The 25,409-nt window shown below is 49.6% G+C and carries 19 protein-coding genes; 14 read left to right on the plus strand and 5 right to left on the minus strand.

What is annotated here, in order from left to right:
* Nucleotides 1–14: 14 nt before the first annotated feature.
* Entirely contained in the window at nucleotides 15–2,462 is a 2,448-nt protein-coding gene (locus ACCI49_RS14520; protein ID WP_371839753.1) for a penicillin acylase family protein, read from the minus strand.
* A gap of 208 nt (nucleotides 2,463–2,670) precedes the next feature.
* Here ACCI49_RS14520 and ACCI49_RS14525 point away from each other — a divergent pair, with 208 nt between their 5' ends.
* The 5 genes from ACCI49_RS14525 (at nucleotide 2,671) to ACCI49_RS14545 (ending at nucleotide 9,138) form a co-directional block, all read left to right on the plus strand.
* On the plus strand, nucleotides 2,671–5,217 hold the full coding sequence (locus ACCI49_RS14525) for a TonB-dependent receptor (protein WP_371839754.1): 2,547 nt from the start codon (nucleotides 2,671–2,673) through the stop codon (nucleotides 5,215–5,217).
* Nucleotides 5,218–5,386: 169 nt separating this feature from the next.
* Nucleotides 5,387–6,688: an ergothioneine biosynthesis protein EgtB gene (gene egtB / locus ACCI49_RS14530; RefSeq protein ID WP_371839755.1), complete on the plus strand. Its 1,302-nt coding sequence runs from the start codon at nucleotides 5,387–5,389 to the stop codon at nucleotides 6,686–6,688.
* A 2-nt stretch (nucleotides 6,689–6,690) separates the two neighbouring features.
* Nucleotides 6,691–7,662 (plus strand): L-histidine N(alpha)-methyltransferase, encoded by a 972-nt coding sequence (egtD, locus tag ACCI49_RS14535; protein WP_371839756.1) that lies wholly within the window; start codon nucleotides 6,691–6,693, stop codon nucleotides 7,660–7,662.
* A 136-nt stretch (nucleotides 7,663–7,798) separates the two neighbouring features.
* Entirely contained in the window at nucleotides 7,799–8,155 is a 357-nt protein-coding gene (locus ACCI49_RS14540; protein ID WP_371839757.1) for a DUF411 domain-containing protein, read from the plus strand.
* A 128-nt stretch (nucleotides 8,156–8,283) separates the two neighbouring features.
* The gene (locus ACCI49_RS14545; protein WP_371839758.1) at nucleotides 8,284–9,138 is read left to right on the plus strand and encodes a PDZ domain-containing protein; all 855 of its coding nucleotides are present in this window, start codon (nucleotides 8,284–8,286) and stop codon (nucleotides 9,136–9,138) included.
* A 55-nt stretch (nucleotides 9,139–9,193) separates the two neighbouring features.
* On the opposite strand, the gene ACCI49_RS14550 is transcribed toward ACCI49_RS14545, so the two are convergent.
* Nucleotides 9,194–10,426 (minus strand): ArsB/NhaD family transporter, encoded by a 1,233-nt coding sequence (locus ACCI49_RS14550; RefSeq protein WP_371839759.1) that lies wholly within the window; start codon nucleotides 10,424–10,426, stop codon nucleotides 9,194–9,196.
* 115 nt (nucleotides 10,427–10,541) lie between these two features.
* Here ACCI49_RS14550 and ACCI49_RS14555 point away from each other — a divergent pair, with 115 nt between their 5' ends.
* Nucleotides 10,542–11,750 carry an MFS transporter gene (locus ACCI49_RS14555; protein ID WP_371839760.1) on the plus strand — a complete coding sequence of 403 codons (1,209 nt, stop codon included), beginning with the start codon at nucleotides 10,542–10,544 and terminating at the stop codon, nucleotides 11,748–11,750.
* A 267-nt stretch (nucleotides 11,751–12,017) separates the two neighbouring features.
* Complete coding sequence (locus ACCI49_RS14560) at nucleotides 12,018–13,004, plus strand: hydrolase (protein WP_371839761.1); 987 nt, start codon at nucleotides 12,018–12,020, stop codon at nucleotides 13,002–13,004.
* A gap of 91 nt (nucleotides 13,005–13,095) precedes the next feature.
* Here ACCI49_RS14560 and ACCI49_RS14565 read toward each other — a convergent pair whose 3' ends face one another.
* Nucleotides 13,096–14,142: a methyltransferase domain-containing protein gene (locus ACCI49_RS14565; protein WP_371839762.1), complete on the minus strand. Its 1,047-nt coding sequence runs from the start codon at nucleotides 14,140–14,142 to the stop codon at nucleotides 13,096–13,098.
* A gap of 235 nt (nucleotides 14,143–14,377) precedes the next feature.
* Here ACCI49_RS14565 and ACCI49_RS14570 point away from each other — a divergent pair, with 235 nt between their 5' ends.
* Nucleotides 14,378–14,998 carry an RNA polymerase factor sigma-70 gene (locus ACCI49_RS14570; RefSeq protein ID WP_371839764.1) on the plus strand — a complete coding sequence of 207 codons (621 nt, stop codon included), beginning with the start codon at nucleotides 14,378–14,380 and terminating at the stop codon, nucleotides 14,996–14,998.
* 4 nt (nucleotides 14,999–15,002) lie between these two features.
* Nucleotides 15,003–15,197 (plus strand): zf-HC2 domain-containing protein, encoded by a 195-nt coding sequence (locus ACCI49_RS14575; RefSeq protein WP_371839765.1) that lies wholly within the window; start codon nucleotides 15,003–15,005, stop codon nucleotides 15,195–15,197.
* 35 nt (nucleotides 15,198–15,232) lie between these two features.
* On the opposite strand, the gene ACCI49_RS14580 is transcribed toward ACCI49_RS14575, so the two are convergent.
* Together ACCI49_RS14580 and ACCI49_RS14585 are read right to left on the minus strand one after the other, a co-directional pair.
* Nucleotides 15,233–15,742, minus strand: a complete 510-nt coding sequence (locus ACCI49_RS14580) for a hypothetical protein (RefSeq protein ID WP_371839766.1) — start codon at nucleotides 15,740–15,742, stop codon at nucleotides 15,233–15,235.
* A complete protein-coding gene (locus ACCI49_RS14585) occupies nucleotides 15,739–16,662 on the minus strand; it encodes a DUF2092 domain-containing protein (protein WP_371839767.1) in 924 nt (307 codons plus the stop codon). Before ACCI49_RS14585 ends, ACCI49_RS14580 begins: the two co-directional genes overlap by 4 nt.
* Before the next feature lie 201 nt (nucleotides 16,663–16,863).
* Between ACCI49_RS14585 and ACCI49_RS14590 the strand changes: the two genes are divergently transcribed.
* The 5 genes from ACCI49_RS14590 to ACCI49_RS14610 all read left to right on the plus strand — a co-directional run bounded on the left by ACCI49_RS14590 (nucleotide 16,864) and on the right by ACCI49_RS14610 (nucleotide 25,041).
* Nucleotides 16,864–17,310 carry a hypothetical protein gene (locus tag ACCI49_RS14590; protein ID WP_371839769.1) on the plus strand — a complete coding sequence of 149 codons (447 nt, stop codon included), beginning with the start codon at nucleotides 16,864–16,866 and terminating at the stop codon, nucleotides 17,308–17,310.
* A 75-nt stretch (nucleotides 17,311–17,385) separates the two neighbouring features.
* On the plus strand, nucleotides 17,386–18,717 hold the full coding sequence (locus ACCI49_RS14595; protein WP_371839770.1) for a TolC family protein: 1,332 nt from the start codon (nucleotides 17,386–17,388) through the stop codon (nucleotides 18,715–18,717).
* Nucleotides 18,718–18,731: 14 nt separating this feature from the next.
* The gene (locus tag ACCI49_RS14600; protein WP_371839772.1) at nucleotides 18,732–19,985 is read left to right on the plus strand and encodes an efflux RND transporter periplasmic adaptor subunit; all 1,254 of its coding nucleotides are present in this window, start codon (nucleotides 18,732–18,734) and stop codon (nucleotides 19,983–19,985) included.
* A gap of 13 nt (nucleotides 19,986–19,998) precedes the next feature.
* A complete protein-coding gene (locus ACCI49_RS14605) occupies nucleotides 19,999–23,145 on the plus strand; it encodes an efflux RND transporter permease subunit (protein ID WP_371839773.1) in 3,147 nt (1,048 codons plus the stop codon).
* A gap of 960 nt (nucleotides 23,146–24,105) precedes the next feature.
* Nucleotides 24,106–25,041, plus strand: a complete 936-nt coding sequence (locus ACCI49_RS14610; RefSeq protein ID WP_371839774.1) for an SPFH domain-containing protein — start codon at nucleotides 24,106–24,108, stop codon at nucleotides 25,039–25,041.
* Nucleotides 25,042–25,409: the final 368 nt, after the last annotated feature.

Genomic DNA, 25,409 nt, shown 5'->3' on the forward strand with positions numbered 1-25,409 from the left:
GGCTATCTTTTACACTACTTAAGGGTGAGTTGGTAAAGTGGTTCCTGCTCCACTAGCGGGGATGGATTCCCCTCTACCCAATCGAGGTGGCCGTTGGCAAAAAACGGGGAAAGAGGGTGGGCACTTTGCCCAGTAGCCATATGAAAAACCCCCTTAGACTCCCGGCCGGGGGCAACCACCAACCGCTGAGATGCGCCGTGGGTTGGCGACTGGAAGCGAGGCATATGGGTATCGCCGGCCAGTGCGTCACTGGGCATTGCAGTAAACCAGTCTATAGCTGAGACTGCCCTGGCAAGTGGGTGGCGGATAGCTGCAGTGTTTTGGACACCCCAGGTTTGTTGTTCCAATGAGGCCCCAGTTGCTGCCATCTTGCTCAGAACCTGATCCAGCGCTTCGAGCTTGAGTACTTTCCAGGATTCGAAATCGGGATTTAATAATTGCTGCGGTTCTTGCTGTGCCATGGCCCACATAGGGTATTCAAATTGCCGTTTTAGCTTGCCGAAAGAAAAATTCGGCTCGAACTGACGCATATAGGTGAGTATCGGCGCGGTGCTCAGCTCCATAAACTTTAGGCGATAATTGCGTACTATCCGATAGCCAACAGAGTCGGCACTGGCGCGCCCGCCCCAGTTTTGAACCAGTTGGTGGACTTCGCTGTAGCCCTCTTGGTTTGCCAGCAGGTCGACAAGATGTCGCTGCCAACGCTGTAGGAATACGGCGCGGTCGTCCAGTTGAATATCGAGGAGGGCTTGTTCATCGAATTGTTGGCGTGCGAGCAGACCATCGCGTATCTGTTGTTGGCGCGCACCGAGGGCATAACCGTGATCGCCCATTAACTTCAACCATTTTCCATCCAGGGTGCGCGCGTTAGCGGTCCATATCCGGTGGGAAGGGGGATTATAGATACGTGGTTGCTCCTTCAGGGAAAGGTAGCCATCCCAGTAGGCCTGGCCATCAGCCCAGCTGACAGAGCGACTGCCATCAAAACCGATTCTTCGGGGAATCGCCCCTGCAACAGTCCAGCCGATATTTCCCTCCTTGTCGCCGACGACAAAATTCTGGTGGGGAATGCCGATTTCTGGTCCAAGATCGAGGGCCTCACTCGCATTGGTGATAGATTCAATGCGTTGCAAATTCATATTGCCACCGCGGATATCGTGCGCTACCCAGCGGTAGGCGAGAGGAGCCTCATGATGGTTCTTGCCGATGATTGGCCCCCAGATGGTTTTTTTGACCTCGAGTGTTTCATCCGTAGCGCCCTTTACCGCGATTGCCTCCCTTTCAATATCGAAATTGCGCCAGCCATCGGGGGTTCGGTATTGAGTGCCATCTTCACTTAATTCCAGTGGGATCAGATCCCCCCAGTCCCCGTTAGTATTTGTAAAGCCCCAGGCCACTGCATCATTACTGCCGGCAACTATGATCGGGCCACCGGGCAGAGTCACACCGCGAATACTTCTATCGGTACCGGGAATGTTCCAACCAGCGCGGAACCAGATATTGGGCACGCTTAGTCCGAGATGCATATCATTTGCCAGAATAGCACTGCCATGCTCGGTCAGTGCCCCGCCAACTACCCAGTTGTTACTACCGTACACTTTATCGTCGCTTTCCATTGCTTGGTAGACGATGGCGTCATTCGAATCTAGCAGCGTAGTAATCGGGGTTTTAGGGATCGGGGCCTCAATTTTACTCGGCCCTTGCAGGGGGGCATCCCAGTTACCACCAGCCGGGAAAAAGAAGTTGTAAAGGTCTTCTGGTAACAGCTCAGCCAGAGCAGTATCTCCCCTTTCAAAGTTCCCCTCTTCGCTTTGCAGTGTCAGATACATGGTGTAGGTTGCCAGCAGGCTATCGGCGGGGGTCCAGGGCTTGGGCTCTTGGCCCAAAAGGAAGTATTCCCAGGGTTTTGTCCTAAGTTGCGACAAACCAAAGTTGACACCTTGTACATAATTATTGAGTAATTCCAGTTGCCCCGAAGGCATTACTGCAATATTTCGCTGTGCTCGCTTGCGGAACTGATGTCTGCGCACATTCTTGTCTTTAATCAATGCGGCCGGTCCAACAAGTTCTGAAAGTTCCCCGGCAGAATTACGTCGCAGCAAGTCCATTTGGAAAAAACGTTCTTGTGCGTGCAAAAAGCCCAGTGCAAAGGCGGAACTGTTTCGATCCGGTGACTGAATCATGACAATGCCTTGGGCATCGCGTTGTATAACGGCGGGCTCTTTTAGAGTCCCAGTTATAATTTCACCATTTAATTTTGGCAGGCTCAGTCGCCACCAGGCCCAGAGGGTTGCTGTGATCAGGATTACAAGGGCTGCGATAACAATAAGTGAGCGAATAATTTTGCTATTTAAATAAGACGGGCGCACCATAGTTTTTCCTGCAATTACATTGTTTCTTTTGTTATTAGGCACATCAAATGAAACCAAGCCTTTTGTCAACAAGGTTACTTGATCACACATCAAAGTAACTTTTCGTGACACAGTTTTGTGTACAGTATCGTCGACTAACCTGCCTTTTCAGGTATTTATGAGTAAAACTGACCAGTCATCCGAAAAAGGTCATATTGAGGTTTTAAATCCATAATTGCGACCGTAAGATGGCGTGGAATAACAAAAATAATACACCGATATCATCACGCTGTATAACAATAAACGCGAGGACGCGATGATGCACGAAGTTCGTAGCACGCTAAAAAACCGTCAGTTTAATTTGTCCATCCTCTCCGGAGCTATTGCTTTCATTACCGCTGTCAGCAGTAATGTGTACGCGGCTGAAATCGAAGAGGTGGTCGTTACTGCACAGAAGCGGGCGGAAAATCTACAAGAAGTTCCGATCGCGATATCCGCCTTTACCGGTGAAAATATAAAAGAGTCAGGAGTCAAAAATCTGACGGACTTGGGCAAATATACGCCAGGTGTCGAAATGCACAATGACACCGCGCTGCAGCCCACCTATAGCATTCGCGGTATTCAAACCAACGATTGGACTGTGGGCTCAGATCCCGCTGTTGCCGTTTATGTCGATGGAGTTTACACCGGTCGCGGCGCAGGGGCTGAAATACCCTTGACCGATATTGAACGGGTGGAGGTTCTTAAAGGGCCCCAGGGCACGCTTTTTGGACGCAACGCCACTGGCGGTGCAATCCATATTATTACGACCAAGCCACAGGCTGATAATTCGGTGGAGTTGAACCTCACCGCTGGCAATTATGGGCGCCAATCCTCGGATTTCCTGGTAAACAGTCAGTTTACCGACAACCTGTACGGGCGTTTTTCTGCGTCAAGCAATCGCCGTGATCCTTTCGCAGATAACCTGGCCGGCGGATTCGTGGTAGGAGACCAGGATACCCAGACCTATCGCGCATCGGTATTGTGGGAACCGACATCAAATACCGAGGTGTTATGGCGCGCCGACTATGGTGTGATGGATCAGGGTAGCGCTCTGCGCACGACAATTGTACCGAGCTTGGAAGGGGACACAGATGTATTTGGTGACTACGCCCTGGATACACCGACGATTGAGGATCGGGACTCTTTTGGTACCTCGCTGACGCTGACCAGCGACTTCGATCACTTTACCTTTACCTCAATCACTGCCTACCGTGAATTCGATGCACATCTGCAGCAGGATGAAGATGGCACTGCGAACCCAGACTATATGTTTGGCTCGGCCAATACTGATGACCAGAGCCAGTTTTCCCAAGAATTCAGGTTGAATGGTGCCACTGACAAAATCAAGTGGACCCTCGGTGCCTCTTATTCCCAGGAAGAAGTGGATCACACAACCCATGCCTACTTCACCACCGGCTCGGTGGAGTCCTTCGCTGTGTATGAATGGGTCAAGGCTGAAAATCCGGATCTTAGCCAGACCGAACAGGAAGAGTTGGCGGTGGTTACCCGGCAACTCATGCAGCAAGCTGGTCGAGAAGGTTTTGCCAGTGCCACCTTTGTGTACGACTTGATGCTGCAAACCGGGCAAGTAGACGCATTACTTGCATCGCGGGGGGCGCCAGGCGTCACAGGAAGCATGCTGCAATCCGACGCTTTCGTAGCGCAAATGATGGCTGGTTTTCAACCTTGGGTTGCCTCTGATACGCCATGGAATGAGAGTGTTCGCAATACAGGGGATTATCGCTCCAGTGCCATTTACGGGGATATGACTTGGAGTATCACTGACAAGATGGACCTTACTGTAGGTGCGCGCTATACCTACGATCAAAAGGATTTCACCATAGAAACAGCCTATGGCAACAGCATTCCCCTGTCACTTTCTGGTGGACCGGTACCCCTAGTCGATAGTGATGGAAATGTTATTGGTGAAATTACACTCCCAGGAATAGACCTGGGGTCTCAACTGTTCGGAATCGCCTTCTTTAATAACGGCCAGCCAGTGCTTGATTCCAAATTGAGTGATAGCTGGAGTGATATCTCCGGTCGTATCGTGCTGGACTACCGTTGGACAGAGGAGGTGATGACCTATATCTCCCTGGCCGATGGCTTTAAGGCTGGTGGTTTTAACAGTCTTAACTTCGGCCCAGGCGTAGACGCTTCATTTGATCAGGAGGATGTGGTCAACCTGGAAGTTGGCCTCAAGAGTAGCTTCTTCGATAATCGTGTGCGCCTGAATGCCTCTGTCTATGGTTACGAGTACAAAAACCTGCAGGAGCTGGACCTGGTAGGCACCCCCATTCCCAGCTACAACTTGAGGAACTCCGATGCAGAAGGTAACGGCGCTGAAATAGAAGTTCAGTGGGCTGCTACAGACAGCCTCTTTATTGCTGGCAACTACTCTTACCTGGATACAGAGTTCACGGATTATCAGATCATTGAGGCCATTGGTGAAACGGAAGAGGATTCCAAAGTAGGCCAATCCAGGGTTTCCACGCCTGAAAACAAATTTAATCTGATGGCTGAGTACACCTTGGACCTGGCTAGCGGGGGTGAACTTAAGTTCCGTGGTGACTATAATTGGACAGATGAGCGTATAGGTTCAATCACCGATAGAACCCGCATCGTTGAAGACTATGAGCTGTTTAACTTGCGCGCGACTTGGAATAGCGCCTCAGATAATTATTCCATGGCACTGTGGGTACAGAACCTGACAGATGAAGAAATTGCCGGTGGTTACGGTGGTACAGGCTCCGCAATCGGAGCAAGTCCCGCCTGGCGCTTTATGCCGAGAATGTATGGAGCAGATTTTACTGTAAGATTTTAATTGGTTATTTATGTCAGTATGATGAGAGTGTGGGCCGGTTTTACCGGCCCTTTTTTTTTACGTAGTTTTGCTTTTTGTTCACAAACTGGCGCGAAATCTCTCTTGTAAACCTGCAAGCTCATAGGAATACTCCTAAAACTGCGTATGATGATTTGAATGGAACTAAATTGTGTCGCAGTTGATTACCGATATGGCAATATTTGCGAATGAAGTATCTATAGAAGAAGTACAGGAACAAATTCTTACAGCATATCGAAGAGTTCGAGGGGAGACAGAGCGTCTTGCTGAGTCTTTGTCAGCTGAAGACATGCAGCTACAATCCATGCCTGATGCCAGTCCGACAAAATGGCACTTGGCACACACCAGTTGGTTTTTTGAAACCTTTATTCTTGCTTCACACCCTGATTACCGGATTTTTGATTCGGACTTTCACCACCTGTTTAATTCTTACTACAACAGTCTGGGTACTCCTTTTACACGGTCGCAGCGGGGCTTGATATCCAGACCAGATATCGATCGTATTTACGCCTACCGCAAGGCAGTAGATATGGCGATGGAAAAGCTGTTGAGTGAATATTCCTGTTCTTCCAGTTTGAATTCGTTGATTGAACTTGGCCTTAATCATGAGCAACAGCACCAGGAGCTTTTGCTCACTGATATAAAGCATGCGCTATCTCTTAACCCTATGTCGCCCGCATACAGTGATGGGGTTCTGGAGGATGAATCAGACACGGTTGAGCCTTTGCGTTGGCTGGAGATTCCCGGTGGGTGCTATGGTATTGGCAGTGATGGGGAAGACTTCCACTTTGATAATGAAGGCCCTACTCATCAACAGCTTCTACAAGCGTTCTCGATCTCCTCCCGTTTGGTGACCAATGCCGAGTACTTGGCATTTATTGAAGATGGTGGTTATCAGCAGCACAGGTTGTGGTTGTCAGATGGTTGGGCACTGGTTCAGAAACATGCCCAAAGACATCCGATGTACTGGCGGGATACAGAGGATGGTTGGCAACAGTTTACCCTGCATGGATTACAACCACTGAATGGGACGGAACCCGTTCACCATCTGTCATTTTATGAGGCTGATGCGTTCGCTACCTGGGCAGATAAGCGTCTGCCCACTGAATTTGAGTGGGAGGCGGCTGCTTGCCATTTGCGCCAGCTGGACCAGCTTGCTACTGCGAACTTGCTGGAAAAACGCTTCCTGCAGCCCCTTCCTGCCCGCCGCGGACAGACCCAGTTCCTGGGCGATTTATGGGAGTGGACCTCCAGTGCCTACTTGCCCTATCCAGGTTTCAAGGCTCGTAAGGATGCAGTAGGTGAATACAATGGCAAGTTTATGTGTAACCAGAAAGTCTTGCGCGGTGGTTCATTTGCCACGCCTTCTGATCATATCAGGATCAGTTATCGAAATTTCTTTTACCCACATCAAGCGTGGCAATTTACTGGTGTCCGTTTAGCAGGAGACTAAATGTGAAAGCAGCCTTATCGTCCATCGTTCCAGAGCAGCAACAACAGGATAGCGAGTTTCTCAAGGATGTACTGGAGGGGTTGGGAGGTAAAATAAAAACACTGCCCTGTAAATATTTGTACGATGAGTTGGGCTCCCGTCTTTTTGAGGACATCTGTGAGGTAGAGGATTATTACCTGACTCGTACCGAAGCAGATATTTTCTCAAAAAACTTGAAAGATATTGCTTTCACGATTGGCCCTGAAGCGCTGATGATTGAGCCGGGAGCTGGAAACTGCGAAAAAGTGGAAGCACTACTCGCAGTCCTTGAGTCCCCTAAGGGTTACTACCCGATTGATATATCCTCTGAAATTCTTTTTCAGGCAGAGCGGAGAATTAAGCGTAATCTGCCCGGCATGCAAGTTTGGAGTCAGGTTGGAGATTTCACTCAGCCAGATGTGTGGGATAAGCTAGCCCGTATATCTTCGCGTAAAAGGGTTGTATTTTTCCCCGGGTCAACTATCGGAAATTTTGAACTGGATAAGGCAGAGCAGCTGCTAGAATTATTTGCTGCAAACCTGGGTGTTGGCGACGGACTGCTTATCGGTACCGATTTGGTTAAGGACTCGGTAAGGCTGGAGCGGGCCTATCATGATAGCGAGCATGTCACTGAGAAATTTAATAAGAATATCCTCAATCGCATTAACGCTGAGTTGGGTGCAGATTTTGATCACACATTGTTTGCCCACCGCTCTTTTTACCACCAACTTCGTCAGCGAGTCGAAATGCATCTAGTCTGCTTGAAAAATCACAGTGTGTCCGTAGCTGGAAGCCAGGTGGATTTTTTAGAGGGCGAAACAATCCATACGGAAAACAGCCACAAGTATTCCATTAATGGATTCAGTAAGCTGCTTTCCAAAGGGGGATTTGCCCCAATTTGCCATTGGAAAGATTCAGCCAAATCCTACGCTATTCATTATGCTCAGGTTGTTTAGTATTCAGCGCCGAATACTTCTGCTCCTGACGATATTCAGTTTCTTTACTGGAGGTATTAGTGCTGCGGAAAGCAGCAGAGATGCGGCAGATTTTGTAGTTTATAAACATCCACTGTGTTTTTGCTGCAAAAAGTGGATGAGCCACCTGGAAGATAATGAGCTTCAGGTTTCCTCCATCTTCAAAGTTAATATGCAGATGGTAAAACGTCAGTGGCGTATTCCGAAGGGGATGGAGGGGTGCCATACTGCAGTATGGCAGGGTCGTTATGTATTCGAAGGCCATGTCCCGGCGCAATACATACAGCAGTTCCTGGACTCTCCCCCAGAAGATGGGATCGGTTTGGTGGTGCCTGGGATGCCAGAGGGCAGTCCAGGCATGGAGGGTGAGTTTGAACCATATATTATCTATTTACTGCTAGAAAACGGTGACTACAGGTTTTATACCCGGGTGTTATCCGAAGAAATTAAGGATGTGCCTGAGTTATCCCAGTAGTGAGGGCGCCTCTGCAAGTCAGAGATATTGCAGAAATCCTTAATGACAGATCTTTTAATTACTTTCTCCCTTTCTATCATATATCTGGTAAAGTTGACTGCTCTCTAATGTGGCTAAAGGAGATATTAGTGAAGCATATATTATGGGTAACAGTGGTTGTTTTGGTTTCTGCTTTTCTTATCAGTCAAGGGAAGATAATGTCGCCTTTCGTAAATGCAGAACAAAACGAAAACGATACGGTTGAGAGGCTGGCAAACGTTGAAAAGCGTATTCAGGAACTCAACAAAGCCCAGCTAAAACTACAAGCACTTGTGCAAAAACTGGATCTTGGAGTAACTGCAAATGCTGCAGGCAGTGAAGCAAATGTTACCGGGAAGGAACCAAGTGATCTCGGTGCAAAGGTTTTGGCTGGGGGTGAAGTTAATGAAATCTTGAAACATACGAAGCTGAATTTTAAAGAGCAGCAGGTTAAGCGGCTAATCGATTCTGGTTTTGTTAGGGAGCGCGCGGAGCATATTATTTCTCTGAAAGATAAGTATTTTTATGAGCAGATGTTAAAGGGATATAAGTTGAGACATATGCCTGATCATTCATCAAGTGAAGCAAGGAACCTGATCAAGGAGATGCATATGCTTAACTCTCCACATATAATGATGCATCAAGAACTTAGTAAGGAGGAATTCAATCTATATATGAAATCACAGGGACTTAGCTCAGAGTTTACAGTCGGGGATATGATTCCAGGTTCCCCAGCAGTTGCATCTGGTATAAACCCCGGAGACCGGATCACTTCTTATAATGACTTGCCGGTGTTCTCTATTCATGATCTTCGTCTAAAAATGCAGAACTTCCCCCCTGGTCAGGCTATCCCGATTGAACTTATCAGGAAAGGCAGCAGGGTAACGGAGACTATTTATGTGCCTAGTGGCCCATTGGGAATTTTAACTTCCGATGTAAGCGGATTGCCTGTTCCTGTCTATTAATAGGATAAATGCTGTCAGAATCTTATAGTAAGGAATGTGTTTGGTATTTTTACATTTACCAAAGAATCCAAAAATAACTGATTAATATACTTGCAATACTGACTGGCAGCATTAGGAAAAAGAATTGCCAGAAATTAAATGGTTTGATACCGAATTTCTCCGCTTGTTGCAGAACAATAACATTGCTCGCTGCGCTGATGATGAACAGGTTGCCTGCAACAGTAGATATGGCGGACAGCATCATTAATGTCTGAGTGTCATGTTGATGTAGGAGTTTTAGATAAATTTCCACGACAGGTACATTGGAAAACAATTGGCTGGCAAAGAAGCTGACAAAAGCCACGGTTTCTGGTTCAGCGAGATCGATGCCGCTTACTTCCAGGAAAAACTGCAGTGAGCCCGACTTTAGCAGTGAGCCAGTGACGACAAACATTGAGATAAAGAAGAAGAGGGTAGGCCAGTCAACCTCCCGTAAGATGCGCTGTCTTTCGCGACTGACAATGTATATAGGCAGGCAGGCGGCCAATCCGATCTGGCCAAAAGTTGGCTGATAAATACTATTCACGTTATGTAAAACACTACCCGCCACAATAAATAACAGTAATAGAGCTGCGGACAATAGGGCAGGCCATTTCTGACCGATTTCATTTTGTTTTCGATAATTCCGAGTTGCCTCATAGTTGGCAATATCAGTGGTCTTAAGAAATCGCTTGAGCCAAATCATAGATACCAGCAGGGTAATTGCTGCGGGCACCAGTATCCATTGGCCAAAGACAATAAACATATTGTCGAAGTTGCCCGCATTGGCGATCAATATGTTTTGAGGATTACCCACAGGCGAAACCATACTGCCGATGGTTACTGTGGCGCACAGGATAATAAGCAGAGGGATCAAGCCCCACTTCATATTGCGTGCAAGCATAATTGCGATGGGAACACCAATCACCGCTGCGGCATCGTTGGTGAGTACCGCCGCACATAAAGCCATTGCGATGACATAACTGGTCAGCACCATGCTGGGGTGTTTGACGGACAAAATTCGTTTGCTGATTTGTTCAGATATTCCAGTGTCGTATAGTGCTGAAGCAATGGAAAATACTGCAAAAAGATAAAGAATAAGGTCCCAATCAATAGCAAAAAAAGCCTCTTTCAGAGAGATTTGGCGCATTAACAGTAAGGCAATAGCGCCGAATGTCATTATGTGCCAGATACGTATTGCCGATGGAAGCCACTGGCGCGCGGCAATCAATATAAAAATGATTGCGGAGATAAAGAGGCTTATCGACATAAGTACAGGTCCGGGACTGGCTCCTCGCAGCTGCTACTCTGGAAACTGATGTTTGCTATTCCTAAAGTACCAAAGCACAAGTTCAGTTGAAGAGATTCACATTTAAGACTTAATTATGAGTTTAAACAAACCGCTTCTCTTTACGAACTTCTTTGCTGGAGATGTGGTTGCGGGGCTGGGGCCTTACCTCGCTATTTACCTGCTATCGGCTATGCACTGGCAGGCCGGTGAGATCGGTATTGTCCTTGCAATTGCTGGGATTACTACTGTGCTACTGCAAACTCCTGCTGGCGCTTTTATTGACAGTACTCGATTTAAGCGTGGCTTGATCGCCACTTGCGGGGTGATCATTGCCGCCGTATCTATCGCTATAGTGATTCTCACCAGCTATAAGCCGGTCATTTATTTGTCTCAAGTGATGATGGGGGCGGCGATTGCATTTGTCGCGCCATGTATTGCAGCCATTACTCTGGGAGTTTGCACTGACAAAACATTTACTCTGCAAACCAGTGCCAATCAGGCGGCAAACCATGCAGGTAATGTTTTTGCTGCAGCGCTCGCGGCCATATTGGCCCTGACCCTCGCAGCGGAGGGGGTCTTTTGGTTGATGGCGGCTATGGGCATACTGATGGCGGTCTCAGTCGCTTTTATTCCAGCCAAATCAATCGACCATCTACGGGCTCGGGGCGGTGAGCGGGCTGGTGCCTCGGGTAAAGAACGCGCTGCGGGCTTCTCAGTCCTGTTAACAGATAGGAGGCTTGTTGCCTTGGCGATTAGCATTTTTCTATTTCACTTTGGCAATGCGGCCATGTTGCCTCTGGTCAGTCAGAAGTTGTCCCTGAAAGCTAATGTCAATGAAGCAATCGCCTTTACTTCAGCGTGTATTATCGCCGCACAGTTTATGATGATGTTGATGTCCTTCCTGTGTGCTGCCAAAGCGGATAGGTGGGGACGAAAGCTCATTTTCCTGATTGGTTTCGGTATCAACCCGATTCGGGCCATTCTTTTTATGTCTACGGATAACCCACTCTTTCTTGTGGCCATCCAATCTCTGGATGGAGTGGCTAATGGCATATTTGGAGTGATTATTATCCTGATGTGTGCTGATCTCACCCACGGCACCGGGCGTTTTAATGTGACGCAGGGCGCTATGGCCGCGCTTGTGGGGATCGGGTCGGCATGCAGTAACTTCTCCGCCGAATATGTTGCTCAGTACTTTGGATACGATACGGCATTCCTGTCGCTGGCTGTGGTTGCCACTGTGGCTGCTGTCTTCTTCCTGATGTTTGTTCCTGAGACTATGCGTAAATCCCAGGTAGCGTAAACAGCTGAGATCTTGTCTCGTATGGACCTGAATGGTCAAAAGGGACACTGATTTTTCCGCGGTACCAAACTGCCCTCCGCTATATACTGGATAGGGTTGCATTAGATTTGCAGGTTACTCTGAACTATGCGAAATCTGTTTTCCCCGCCTAAAAGCGTAATATCCAGGCGCCGAGAATGGTGTCGAAATGATAGGGGTCAGCTTCCCCTTCGAAGACACTATCTGGAAGGGTTGCAGGGGGCTTATTGTGCCAGTTGGATCTGAAGTATGACTGATAAATTTACGCCAGCAGCAGGCCTTGGAAACTGTCACATTCAAACTGTTTTTGGCCGTCTACACCGACCCTCTCCCTGGATAGATACCGATTGTCGCTGGTATGAAACTCCCGATGGTGACTGCTTGGCAATGCACCATCCACGCCCTCTGGTGGATGACCCAGATTTTCCACTGGTCCTGATACTCCACGGCTTGGGCGGGTCAGTAGCTTCTCCCTATGTGCAGGGATTGATGCAAACTCTTCTCGAGCGACGCTACCAAGTAGCGGTGATGCATTTTCGCGGCTGCGGCGGAATCCCCAACCGTTTGCCACGCGCCTATCATAGCGGCGACAGTGAAGACCCACGTTGGGTGGTTGAACAGCTCAGGGGGCAGCTGCCATTAACACCAATCTTGGTTGTCGGTTATTCCCTTGGTGGCAATGTGCTATTGAAGATGTTGGGGGAGGATGGCAGTTGTAGCCCGGTCGTTGGCGCAGTGGCGATATCTTCGCCAATGGATCTACACGCTTGCAGTCGCCGGATTAATAGGGGGCTTTCCAGACTTTACCAGCGTCACTTACTGAGTTGCCTCCGCCTTACCCTAAGGCAGAAAGCGGAAGATCCCGGTATTGCCGCGGCCTTGCCCAATATTGATGACGCCGCTTATTTCATGAATTTTCGCTGCTTTGACAACATTTTTACTGCCCCCTTGCATGGGTTCCGTGATGTAGATGACTATTATACTCGGGCCTCAAGCAAACACCTCTTGGGAGAAATCCGCGTGCCGACAATGATTATCAATGCGATTGATGACCCATTTGTTTGCCCATCGGCCATTCCCAAAGAGAATGAAGTTAGCGCAATGGTAAGCCTTGAAATCAGTGAAAAGGGTGGACATGTTGGGTTTGTTGGTGGGACTCTGTGGCGCCCGAGTTATTGGCTGGAACTGAAAATCCCCAGCTTTCTGGATTCCGCGGTTGGTCGCAGTAGGTCTTGAAATGGATTCCGATAATAAATGTTGGCGGCCACACTTGCTGTCGCAGTGAGAAGACCGCCGCTATTTTCAATTTAACAAGTTACTGAGCTGCTCAGCAGCACTGCTTACTGGCTCCATCACTTTGTCGCTGTCCATCAAGGAAGGGTATTTCACGGCCACATCCCGGGAACAGGCCGAAATGCTGGGAAAAGTCTCCGATGAAATCAAAGTGTGGTCCCATACGTGTCTCGGAGAGCATCCTCCAGGTATTGCCACACACCGGGAAAACCCGTCCCTTCTCAATAATGTGGCGCTCATCCAGGATAAATTCGTGCGGGCTTCCAGGAATGCTGCCTTTATAGACCACCGCCTGCCCATAGTCTTCACAATCCTTCTCCAACTGGGCTAATTTGAATAGACGGTAAGTAGCGGAGTAATAGCGAACGGAACCAGAGCGCGCAGATAGGGCGGGATTGGTCACTTCCAAGGGGCGACTCTCCATCAGGCGGCTGTCTCGAAATCCACTGCTTTCAGTCAGCGCCAGGAAGTCATTCCAGTACAGCGCACCACCTAGGCACTCGCCGACCAATTCAGGGTCTGTGCGCAGGGCATCGGGAATACGGCGGTCTGCATATACATCAGAGAAGTAGAATTCTCCACCCTCTTTCAACAATCGATGGAGGCCGCGCAGCACCGCACCTTTGTCTGTTGATAGGTTCACAACACAGTTCGACACGATCACATCGAAGCTGCCAGGCTCCAGATTGAGTTCCTCCAGTTGCTCGATATAGCCATGCAGGAAAGTCACATTATTAAAACCGAACTTGTCCACGTGATAGTTCAAATGCTGGTTGGCAACCTGTAGCTGTTCTTCGGTCATATCCACGCCGACCACTTCCCCGCTAGCGCCCACTAATTGGGATAACAGATAGACATCACGTCCAGAGCCACACCCCAGGTCCAGTACCCGGCACCCCTCGAGTAGCGGTGGGCAAACAAGTCCACAGCCGTAGTAGCGCGACAGAACCTCCGGATGAATATTTGCCAGCAGTGGCTTTAACCAATTCGGTATAGCGCTGGCGTCACAGCAAGCGTCGGTCTTTAGGTCCGATGAGCTTTTCAGTTGGCGTCCGTAGTAGTCCTGTACAATGTCGTGCATCGGTTTTTTTACCTTTCGCAGAGTTGTTTTCCTGTCGGGCGCCAACGCGCCTTTATGAATGCCTTTTTACCTGTGCTTTAAGGTTGTAACAAGTGCAGTGTTTGCACGACAAAATATTAGTAGTAGGGATAGGGTTAAAGTTGCCTTTTGGTGTCAGTGGGAGCTGGTTGTTAGATAATCTCTGTTTTTTGGTTACTATCCATAGTTTCCGCGTTGATATTATGAGGGAACGTAATTGAGCGATTACCTTGTCCCGAGTGCCTCGTCTGAAACGAGAGCCCATGACTCCCTGGAAAATTCACAGTTTCTTGTGGATTTGCGCCAGCAGATGCTCCGTTTTGCCAGCTTGCAACTGCAAGATACCCAGCTTGCCGAAGATGCCGTGCAGGAGGCCCTGATGGGGGCATTGAAAAACTCCCGAAGTTTTAGTGGCCGCTCCGCGCTTAAGACTTGGGTTTTTGCCATCTTGAAGAACAAGATCGCCGACATCCTGCGTCAGCGCCAGCGTTTTGTGGATGCAGACCACTTGGTCCACGGCGATAGGGAGGAGCATGATCACGATGAACTGTTTGACCAAACAGGCCACTGGCAAAAGGATGAGCGCCCCAAGAAGTGGGCAGATCCTGAGTCAGCAATCCACGATAAACATTTCTGGCGAATCTTTGAGGCTTGCCTCAATTACCTGCCTTCCCGCCAAGCGCAGCTTTTTATGATGCGGGAGTTTATTGAATTGGAAAGTCACGAGATCTGTGCTGCCGCAGAGGTCTCAGTGAGCAATTTGAATGTCACACTGCACCGCGCGCGCCTGCGCTTGCGTGAGTGCCTCGAAGATCACTGGTTTGGCGTGGAGGACTGAGCAAATGAAATCATGCCGGGAAGCCACGCGGCTGATGTCCGAATCTCAGGAGCGTAAACTGCCATTACGTGAGCAGGCCAGCCTGAAACTGCATTTGGCATTGTGTGCTCCGTGCAGAAACTTCAGCAAGCAAATGAATATTCTCCGCCGTATTAGTAAGTCTTATGCTGAGGGTGGACCGGAAAAGGCTGAAGAGTAGCCCCACCAAATAAGATTGGCGGGGCCGTTTCCAAATTAGCGTCGCCTGGGTGGAGGTACATGCCGGTAGGCAATATGTCCCGCAACAAAGTGGGGTTCATACCAATAGGTCCCACACCGTTCATAGGTCACATTCCCAATGGTGACCCGTACACAGCTGGGCGGCAGAGTGTATAGCCAGCCACCCACACCCACGGCTGTTACCCCCCAATAGGCCGGGCCGGGATAGGGCCAGTGACGAGGACGCCAGGGTGGTGGGTAGGGTGGGTGACGCGGATGCAAAGGACGGACCGGGTAAAAAGGAGGATGGTTGGGAAATCTACGCTCAAACTCCCCAGCCCTGAATTCACCGTGAAAGCCGCCGCCGGGCACGGGCCGAAAGGCATTAAAGTGCTCCCCGACATTAAAGTGGGCACCACCCCCACCAAAATGACCTCGCGCTTCAACTTGGGGGCTGAATATTGATCCTAGAAGGGCCCCGGACATAAGAAGAGTTGCTACCAGTCGGGTTACAGCCCTCGGCATTCGATGGTAACGGGCAATCATTGCGCTCTCTCCTTAGTCGGTTCCGCCTTTTTAAACTTGATCTGCTTGAGTTTTGAGGTGGGTGGCCTGAACTGACTGGCATCACTTTGTTCTCCCTCTACCCACTTCAGGGTGGCCAGGAATCGGGGTTTTGCAGGGTCTTTTGTATTGACGGTAGAGATGCGCACGGGTAGGGGCTTTTCGCCCACAGCAATCCAGACCTCCCAGTCCAGGTTATCGGAGCGAAAAGCCCAGTGCTGGGTACGCTTCCCATCGACCTTAGGTGAATTGACCAGGAAGGCCTCTTTAATCCCCGCCCAGACATCCTTGTTACGGCCCCACTCAAGCAAGTCAGCAAAAGGAATCTCGAGACCATAGTCTTTGGCTGCTTGTGAGAGAACCTCAGCGGTAGGTTGGGAAGCCTGCATTTCTGCGAAATAGCCATCCCTGGGAGCCAGCATAGTGAACTTGTCGTTATTGTGAAAAAACTGGCGTGTGATTGAATCTGTGGTCAAGTCGACACGAAGTTGGTTAGGGGGTACGGCCATATAATTGACTTTGCCACCAATAAGCAGTTTCTGCGTATTTTCCAGCACCACCTCGGTAAAGATCCTGGCGTTGAACATCAGCACTCTCAAGCTTGCCAGGTAGCGCCCCATACGGTCGAGCGCTTCCATGGCTTTGGGGTCTACAGGCTGCTCAGTTTCTGCGCTTTGTGCACTTTCCATTTGTGCAGTGGGTGTCTGGGTATTATCAGGTTGGCCTGGTGGCGGAGAGTGTTTGGGGGGCGAGCCATTGGGTTCGGTGGGCTCGCTCTGGGTTTCAGTACTTTCCGGTAGGGGAGAAGTAGAGGGTTGGGCGATTGTGGTGGGGAGTACGATTACCGCGACCACCAAGATAAGTGCGCGAGCCAAGCCACCTAACGGTTTAGGAGCGAGCATTTACCGGTACCTCTCAATGCTTAGTCATTCTCATGGCATCAAAATCAGTGTAGAGGATGTGCACGGATCGGTGTGCCAGGAGCTTTATCGCCCGAATTGACTTGCTGGTCCCTTATCGCTTGGAGGCAGATAGCGTGATTGAGTGGGCAGTTATTGACTAAAATGGGCTGAAAAAGAAGGATCAATTTGAGGTGTTACGCCTTGTTTGCTAGAGTCCAGCCTAACCAATGTGGTTCTGTTGCCTCTATGAATGTAGTTCGACTGTCACTTTTACTGATTGTACTGCTGGTCTTCCAGACCGCAGGTGCTTTCTATGACAGTCATGAAGAGGTTCAGGATGTCACCAGTCATTTGTCGCTACATCATGTAGACCAGGCAGACCACCCAGGGCAACTCCCGTCCGATAATTCCGTGTTCGATGTAGTTTTTCAGAATCCACTGAGCGGGGATGACTCCGGTCAGTCTGCGCCTCTTTTGGACTTCTGTAATCACTGCTGTCACTGCCATGGCAGTACCCTGACGGGTCTGTTGGGCCAATCATTCCAGCCTATTCTTCGCGGTAGCATAACCTACCGGGAGTTTGGCAATGGTTCTGTTCCCAGCGGTTATTTTTCCCCTCTACTCCGTCCGCCCATAGCCCAAGCCTGATTACTCTAATGCTGCGCGATTATGGAGAGTCATTAGGCTCCCTCGCGCAATCGAGATGTGATTTGGGAGATATCCATGGATTTTTATCGCACACTACTTACGAGTGTGACTTGCCGTCGTGCCGCTTGGCTACTGACGCTGACAATTTTTTGTTCATCTGCGCAGACTGTGTTTGCGCAGAAGGGGGAACTGTTAACACTGCCGGATGCGATCGAACTGACGCTTGCGCGAAATCCGGAACTCGCGGTATTCCCATTACAGAGACGAGGCCTGGATGGCATTGGACAAACCGCCGCGTTAAGACCAGTTTTGAACTTGGGGGTTGAGACGGAGTATAGGCGCTTCGGTGAAGGCGGCTCCAACATTGCCCCCGACCCTGACGATGATGCTGACAACGAGTTTGAGCTGGCGGTTACTTTATCCTCTGTAATTGAGCTGGGAGATAAACGTCGAGCAAGGGTAGATGTGGTTAATGCCCAGCGTGACCTGCTGATCGCCAATGAACAGGCCAAAGCCCTCGATTTATTGGCCGACGTAATTCGTCGCTACGTACAAGTACTCGCCGCACAAGAACTGGTGGTGCTTGCCGAAGAGAAAGTCTCTCTGGCGAAAGAATCTCTGAGTGCTGTCAGTGCGCGGGTGAGCGCTGCTGCGAGTTCCGAATCAGAACGCCTGCATGCAGAAGCTGCCCTAGCCACAGCAATTCTCGGGGAGCAGACGGATAAGAGCATGCTGATTTACTACAAGCATGCGCTTTCTGCATCGTGGGGTCAGCCGGGCGAAAATTATCACCTGGATTCCAGCGAACTCTATCGCTTTGAACCCAGCGCCAGTTTTGAGGAGCTTTACGCGCGTGCCCAGGAAAACCCAGCTATCGCCCGTTTCGCTTCCGAGGAGCGTCTTCAGTCCTCCCAGCTACGCCTGACCCAGACCCACTCCAAGCCTGATGTGGGGTGGTATGCAGGCTTTCTTAAAAATAGGGCGGTAGATGAGAACACTGTTCTGGCCGGTTTTGAGGTGCCGCTCTTTACCGCAAAGCGCAATCGTGGAGCCCTCACTACTGCGATGGCTGAGCTCGATCAGGTAATGCTGCGCCGTGAAGCGGCCTTGTTGCATCTATACCCACAACTTTTCCTCGCAGTGACCAGTCGCGAACAGGCGCTCGGCACTGTGTCCACTTTGGAAAATTCCATCATTCCCAAACTTCGCCAGGTATTAAAGGAAGTGGATCGTGCTTATCGCAGCGGCCGGAGTTCCTATGTCGACTTAATTGTCGCCCGAGAGGAGCTACTTGATGCAAAGCGTAATCGTATCGAAGCAGCGCGGTCCGTCCTTCTTTTCGGTGCAGAGATTGAACAGCTGACCGCCAGACCCTTGGGGCCCATGGGCGTTGATAGCAGTAAATAATTTTGGATTGAGATATGAACAAATCAACTAAAGCGATTCGGCTGGCGATACTGTCCATTTCCCTGCTTCTTTCCGGGGTTTGGCTGGCATCGCAAAGTTACGCGAGCGGGGGCCATGGTGATAGCCGTGGCGGGCATGATGAACATGAAGAGGCGCGTGGACCTAATGGTGGCCGCCTGTTGGAAAAGGGCGATCTCACAGTAGAGCTGCTTATTTATGAAAGCGGCGTACAGCCAGAATTCCGTGCCTGGATTTCTCGCGATGATAAACTCCTGGAAAATGCCCGCCTTTCCCTAGCCTTGGAAAGGCTCGGTGGTAAAGTGGATCAAATTCCGTTTACCTGGGAATTCAGCACCGGGTATTACCGGGGGGAAGGCGTAGTAGGGGAGCCGCACTCCTTCGATGTCATCGTTTCTGTTTTTCACAAGGGGGAGCGCACTGAATGGAAATATGAATCCCATGAAGGACGCGTCCAGATCTCTGAGAAAATGGCGGAAAAGGCCGGTATTAAAACCGCTGTGGCTGGCCCCGGCACTATTAAAGAAAGCGTTACCCTGTACGGCAAAACTGCAATTGATCATCGCAGTATCAGCCATGTGCGTGCGCGCTATCCGGGAACTGTAGTCACTATCGAAAAAGCGCTTGGTGACTTGGTAGAGAAAGGGGAAAAACTCGCTACCATCGAATCCAATGACAGCTTGCAAACTTATCCGCTAGTTGCGCCTATTAGTGGCCAGATTATCGATAAACAGGCCAGTCGCGGTGAATTCAGTGGCGAACGAGTGCTGTTTACAATTGCCAACTACAACCAATTGTGGGCCGAGCTACAGGTATTTCCTACCCGTCGTGGCCAGATCAACCGTGGTCAGAAGGTTTCCATTATTGCTGGGGATCAAACCTTCGACTCAACTATTACCAGCCTCGCCCCCGGCGGCAACGGTCAGCCGTTTGCGATTGCAAGAGCGATGATCGATAACCCTAACGACCTTTGGGCTACCGACTTAATGGTCCAGGGCCAGGTGGTGACCAGCGAAAAGCCGGTTTCGTTAGTGGTAGAAAACCGTGCACTGCAGCCTTTTCGCAATTGGACGGTGGTGTTTATCAACGTGGGAGAAACCTACGAAATTCGGCCGCTGAAATTGGGGCGAAGCGATGGCACTGTTACCGAAGTGCTGAGTGGCCTCAATGTGGGTGATCGCTATGTCACTGAGAACAGCTACCTGATTAAAGCGGATATAGAAAAATCCGGCGCTGCGCATAACCACTAATTGAGGCCAGAAGATGATTGAAAGCATCCTGCGCTTCTCAATTGAGCGGCGCTACTTCGTTTTGTCCCTGATCTTTGTACTAATGGGGCTGGGGGTTTGGAGTTACCAGAAACTACCGATCGACGCGGTCCCCGATATCACCAATGTTCAGGTGCAGATTAATACTGAGGCTCCCGGTTATTCGCCCCTGGAGGCTGAACAGCGGATTACCTATCCGGTAGAAGCGGCACTTGTTGGCCTTCCCAACCTGGAATATACCCGTTCGATTTCCCGCTACGGGCTATCCCAAGTCACGGTGGTTTTTAAAGAGGGCACAGATCTCTATTTTGCTCGTAACTTAATTAATAGCCGTCTCAGTGCCATAAAGAGTAGTCTCCCCCCGGAACTCGAGCCTGAAATGGGACCGATTGCCACCGGGCTCGGTGAGATATTTATGTACACCGTGGAGGCATTGCCCGGCGCCACCCAGCCAAACGGACAGCCCTATGATGCCACCGCATTGCGAGAAATCCAGGACTGGATTATTAAGCCGCAACTGTCCCTGGTACCAGGTGTTACTGAGCTGAACACCATTGGTGGCTACAACAAGCAGTATCACGTTACTCCCGATCCCCGGCAGATGCTCAACTTCGGTGTATCCATGGAAGATATTGCCGAAGCCCTACTCCGCAACAACGAAAGTCGCGGTGCCGGCTATCTGGAGAATAATGGTCGCCAACTCTTGGTGCGCTCACCGGGCCAGCTGCAAAATATCTTTGAAATCGAAGAAGTGGTGATTGCCAGCCGTGCTGGAGTGCCAGTCAAAATTTCGGACGTGGCGGAGGTGGCTATTGGTAAAGAACTGCGCACTGGTGCTGCCACTCGCGATGGCGTAGAAACGGTGCTTGGCACCGCCATGATGCTGGTGGGGGAGAACTCCCGCGAGGTAGCCGGCAATGTGGCGGAAGCTTTAGAGCAGGTAAAATCCACTGTACCCGAAGGTATCAAGGTGGAAGCGGTTTACGATCGCACTACCCTGGTAGATAAAGCTATCGCCACGGTGCAGAAAAACCTTGTCGAAGGTGCGCTGTTGGTAATTGTGGTGCTGTTCCTGTTGCTAGGGAATATTCGCGCTGCCTTTATTACTGCAGCGGTAATTCCGCTCTCTATGCTCGCCACCATTTTCGGTATGGTGCAAACCGGTGTTTCCGCTAACCTGATGAGTCTCGGTGCTCTCGACTTCGGCCTGATTGTCGATGGGGCGGTGATTATTGTGGAGAATGCCATTCGTAGACTCGCCGAAGCTCAGCAGCGCAAGGGCGGTAAGTTGCCGCTGCAAGAACGTTTAGAGCTGGTCTTCCAAGCTACCAACGAAGTGATTCGCCCAAGCTTGTTCGGTGTGCTGATTATTACCGTGGTATATATCCCACTGTTCACGCTTACCGGTGTGGAAGGCAAGATGTTCCACCCCATGGCCGCCACTGTAGTGATGGCTTTGCTGGCTGCACTGGTGCTTTCACTTACAGTAGTGCCCGCAGCGGTTGCGGTTTTCCTTACTGGCAAAATCAGTGAGAAAGAGAATAAGGTAATCGTTGCTACCAAATCTCTGTACAAGCCAATGTTAATTGCGGCAATGAAAGTGCGCTGGTTGGTGCTTTCCGGTGCACTGGCGCTGGTACTGTTCTGTAGCTGGCTTGCCACCACTTTGGGCTCGGAATTTATTCCCCAGCTCAATGAAGGTGATATCGCACTGCACGCATTGCGGATTCCCGGTACTGGCCTGGAGCAATCGGTGGAAATGCAGCGTTTGTTGGAGCAGCGAATCAAGGAGTTTCCCCAAGTAGATAAGGTATTCGCAAAGATTGGTACACCAGAAGTGGCAACAGACCCAATGCCGCCCAATGTGGCCGATAACTTTGTGATCCTGAAACCCAGGGAGCAATGGCCCAACCCGAAACTGCCCCAGGAACAATTGGTGGCAGAAATCGAAGAGGCTGTGCGCCAATTGCCAGGTAACAACTATGAGTTTACCCAGCCAATCCAGATGCGCTTTAACGAGCTGATTTCCGGGGTGCGTGCTGACCTGGGTATCAAGGTATTCGGCGATGACCTGGATCAGCTGGTGGCTTCTTCAAATGAAATTCTTGGCGTGCTGAATGGGATCGAAGGTGCTGCCGATGCACGAGTAGAGCAGGTGGAAGGCCTGCCGGTACTTTCTGTAGTGCCCAGGCGCATCGCTCTCGCCCGTTACGGTATAGACCTGCAAACTCTACAGGATCTGATATCCACCGCAATTGGGGGTGAAGAGGCTGGATTGATTTACGAAGGTGACCGCCGTTTCCAGTTGGTAGTACGCCTACCAGAAGAGCTGCGCAGGGATTACGAAAATCTGGGTGATTTGCCTGTACCGTTACCTGCTGGCAGCCCACTGGGTAGCTATGTGCCCCTATCTGAAGTCGCCAGCCTGGAATTGGCCCCGGCCCCCAACCAGATCAGCCGTGAAAATGGCAAGCGTCGTGTTGTGGTAACAGCCAATGTGCGCGATCGCGATCTGGGATCTTTCGTAGAAGAGGCAAGGGCGCGAATCGACCAGCAAGTCTCCCTGCCGGCGGGCTACTGGTTGGTTTATGGTGGTACTTTTGAACAACTGGAATCCGCCAGTACCCGCCTTTCTATTGTGGTCCCACTAACACTACTGGTAATCCTGGGTCTTTTGGTAATGGCTTTCGGCTCATTCAAGGATGCCCTGATCATCTTCACTGGCGTTCCCCTGGCACTAACTGGGGGTGTCTTGGCCCTGTGGCTGCGGGGTATGCCGCTATCAATTTCCGCGGGAGTAGGCTTTATCGCCCTTTCTGGTGTGGCGGTACTAAATGGTTTGGTAATGCTCTCCTTTATCCGCCAACTGCGTATGCGGGGTGGTGAGCTGTTTGCCTCCATAATCGATGGCGCCATGATTCGCCTGCGCCCGGTATTAATGACTGCATTAGTTGCAAGCCTAGGTTTTGTGCCCATGGCTTTGAATGTGGGTACCGGAGCAGAGGTTCAAAGACCGCTGGCTACGGTGGTGATTGGGGGCATTATTTCCTCTACGCTCCTAACCCTGTTTGTATTGCCGTTGTTATATCGGATTGTACATGGGAGGGAAGAGGCAAGTAAGGATGCTGCGATAGTCGATTAAATCAACCAGCCTTACTCATACTAAAAAGGGGAAGGAAAGAATACACAGCGCTCGGGACCGTATGAGGCATGGATGCCGATTACGAGTTTACAGGGATGTATTTACAGCGCGTCTCGGGTGCAGTGTATTCTTTCCTTCTGACCCAGTAGTACTATCTCAGGAAGCTAGAGTTAGTATTAGTTGGATCTCCATTGCAAGCTATTCTATAGTTACCAATAATTTTCCATTCTGTTTCGCTGAAGAGTACTTGGGGCGCGATGCTTATACTCTTAATTAATTTTTCTAAAATCTTTACGATATTAATTTTGTGGAACATAAGTTAAAGCTTTTAGCGTAATTTATTTTGCGGCTAAAATTTCGAGTGCCCAATTACAGCTGGAGTTTCAAAATGGCACTAAGTAACTGGAAGTTTAAGCTATTTTTGGGGGGTAGGGGTGGTTCACTATTCTTAGATCTTATTAATTTCTGCAATCTTATTAATTTTCTTGGGGCCTGAATCGATATAATTATACTTTATCTATTAAGGAGAGTTGTGATACTCAAAGATTGTAGAAAAAGTAGCGGATTTCCATAAAAACAGTATTTACTTGTGCTCACACAGCGCCACTTATCTACTCTTGTACCAGTTATTTATTGGTAATTCAGTGATAAAAGCTATAATCACAATTTCACTGCTTATACTTAGCTTGTTTTATCAATTATTTATAGGCGACTACTTATAGGAGAGAAGGTCGTGTTGGAGCTGCGTATTTGCCAAGGAGAATCAAAGGTTAAGAATAGTATGGATAGATATATGCTGCACTTAGCGAGAAGAGTGAATGAATGTACGAATGAACAAGTGGAATAATCAATTGGTTTCACTGCGCTGAATTTTCCGGACAAGCACTTATACACTGCTTTTTTAATATCAAAACCTGTATTATTGGCGAACTGAGAACTTCATACTTAGGATTTTAAAACGTGCCTGATCAGATTTTTAACATTTTTCCCTTCTGGCCTATTGCACTTGGCCTGTCTCTAGTCTTTTTGTTGGCCAAGGCCATTGTGATTGTAGAGCCCAAGCAGTACCACTTTGTACTATTTCTAGGCAAATACTGGAAAACTGCCACCCCCGGTTTTAACTTGATTATTCCCTATCTTTCCTGGGTAGACAAAAAAGCCTCTACGGCCTTGCATGAGACACCTGTAGAGCTTAGTCTGAAGACAAGTAACCATGTTACCTTCGGCCTGATCCTTAAGGTACAGCACCAAGTTTCGTCTGATGTGAAACTTGCGTACAAGGCGCTTTATGATCTGGAGAACTATCAGGCGCAGCTGAAGTCCTTTGCTACCGATGCGGCTATCCCCGTCGCTAATGGTATCGAGCTTGAAGATGTATATAACAAGAAAGAGCAGATTGCTGATAAGGCCAAGGAGCGGCTACGTCACTTTTTCCACGACTTTGGTGTTGAGATTGTCGATGTGCTGTCAGATGAGCCACGCCTACCCAAATCTGTTGAGATCCAAGCCAATAAGGTAATGGAAATGCAGAGGGAGAAGCAGGCGGCTACTTATGAGGCCGAGGCAATCCGTGAGCGTGAAGTGGGCAAGGCCAAGGCAGATGGTGAGTCGGTTAAGATTCGTATGGAGAAAATGGGTGAGGCGCGACGTGTATACGCCGAGAGTGCCGCTGAGGCCATTAAAGTGTTGACCAAAGCCGGTACGAGCGCTGATGAGGCCCTGCGATTTATGAGTGCCATCGCCGATAACGATGCCCTGGTGACCGCCGCCCGCCATGGTAGCACCGTGGTCATGGCCACCGGTCAGGCACAGCAGATGCCCGTTGCTCTGCCGGTGCCAGAGAAGACTGGTGCAAATACCAAGTCTAGGGCCCCGGGAGAAACACAGATCGCCTGATATCACACCTCCTTGCATGGGACAGGCCTGAATTTTGGGCCTGTCTATAAACACAGCCAATGATATTTTCTGGCTATGCCATGTCGAGAGAGTAGGTAGTCATTTACTGGGTACAAGTGCATGCTAGATAGTACTCTATTGATACTTATTTTGGGTTGTGAAATTGCTTTTTGGGTGGTTCTATTCTTGGGACTTTTTGCTAGATATATATTTGGTTGGCGAAGACTGGGTTTATACTTTTTATACACCATACCCTTAATCGATATCTCCTAGATTGCCACTATAAGTGACACACGCTTGCCCGCCAGAAATTCTAGCGGACTCAAGTAATTTAATACCTTCCTTGGGCGGGTGTTGATTCGGAATAC

This window comes from Microbulbifer epialgicus (genome assembly GCF_041447265.1).
Classification (GTDB): Bacteria; Pseudomonadota; Gammaproteobacteria; order Pseudomonadales; family Cellvibrionaceae; genus Microbulbifer; species Microbulbifer epialgicus.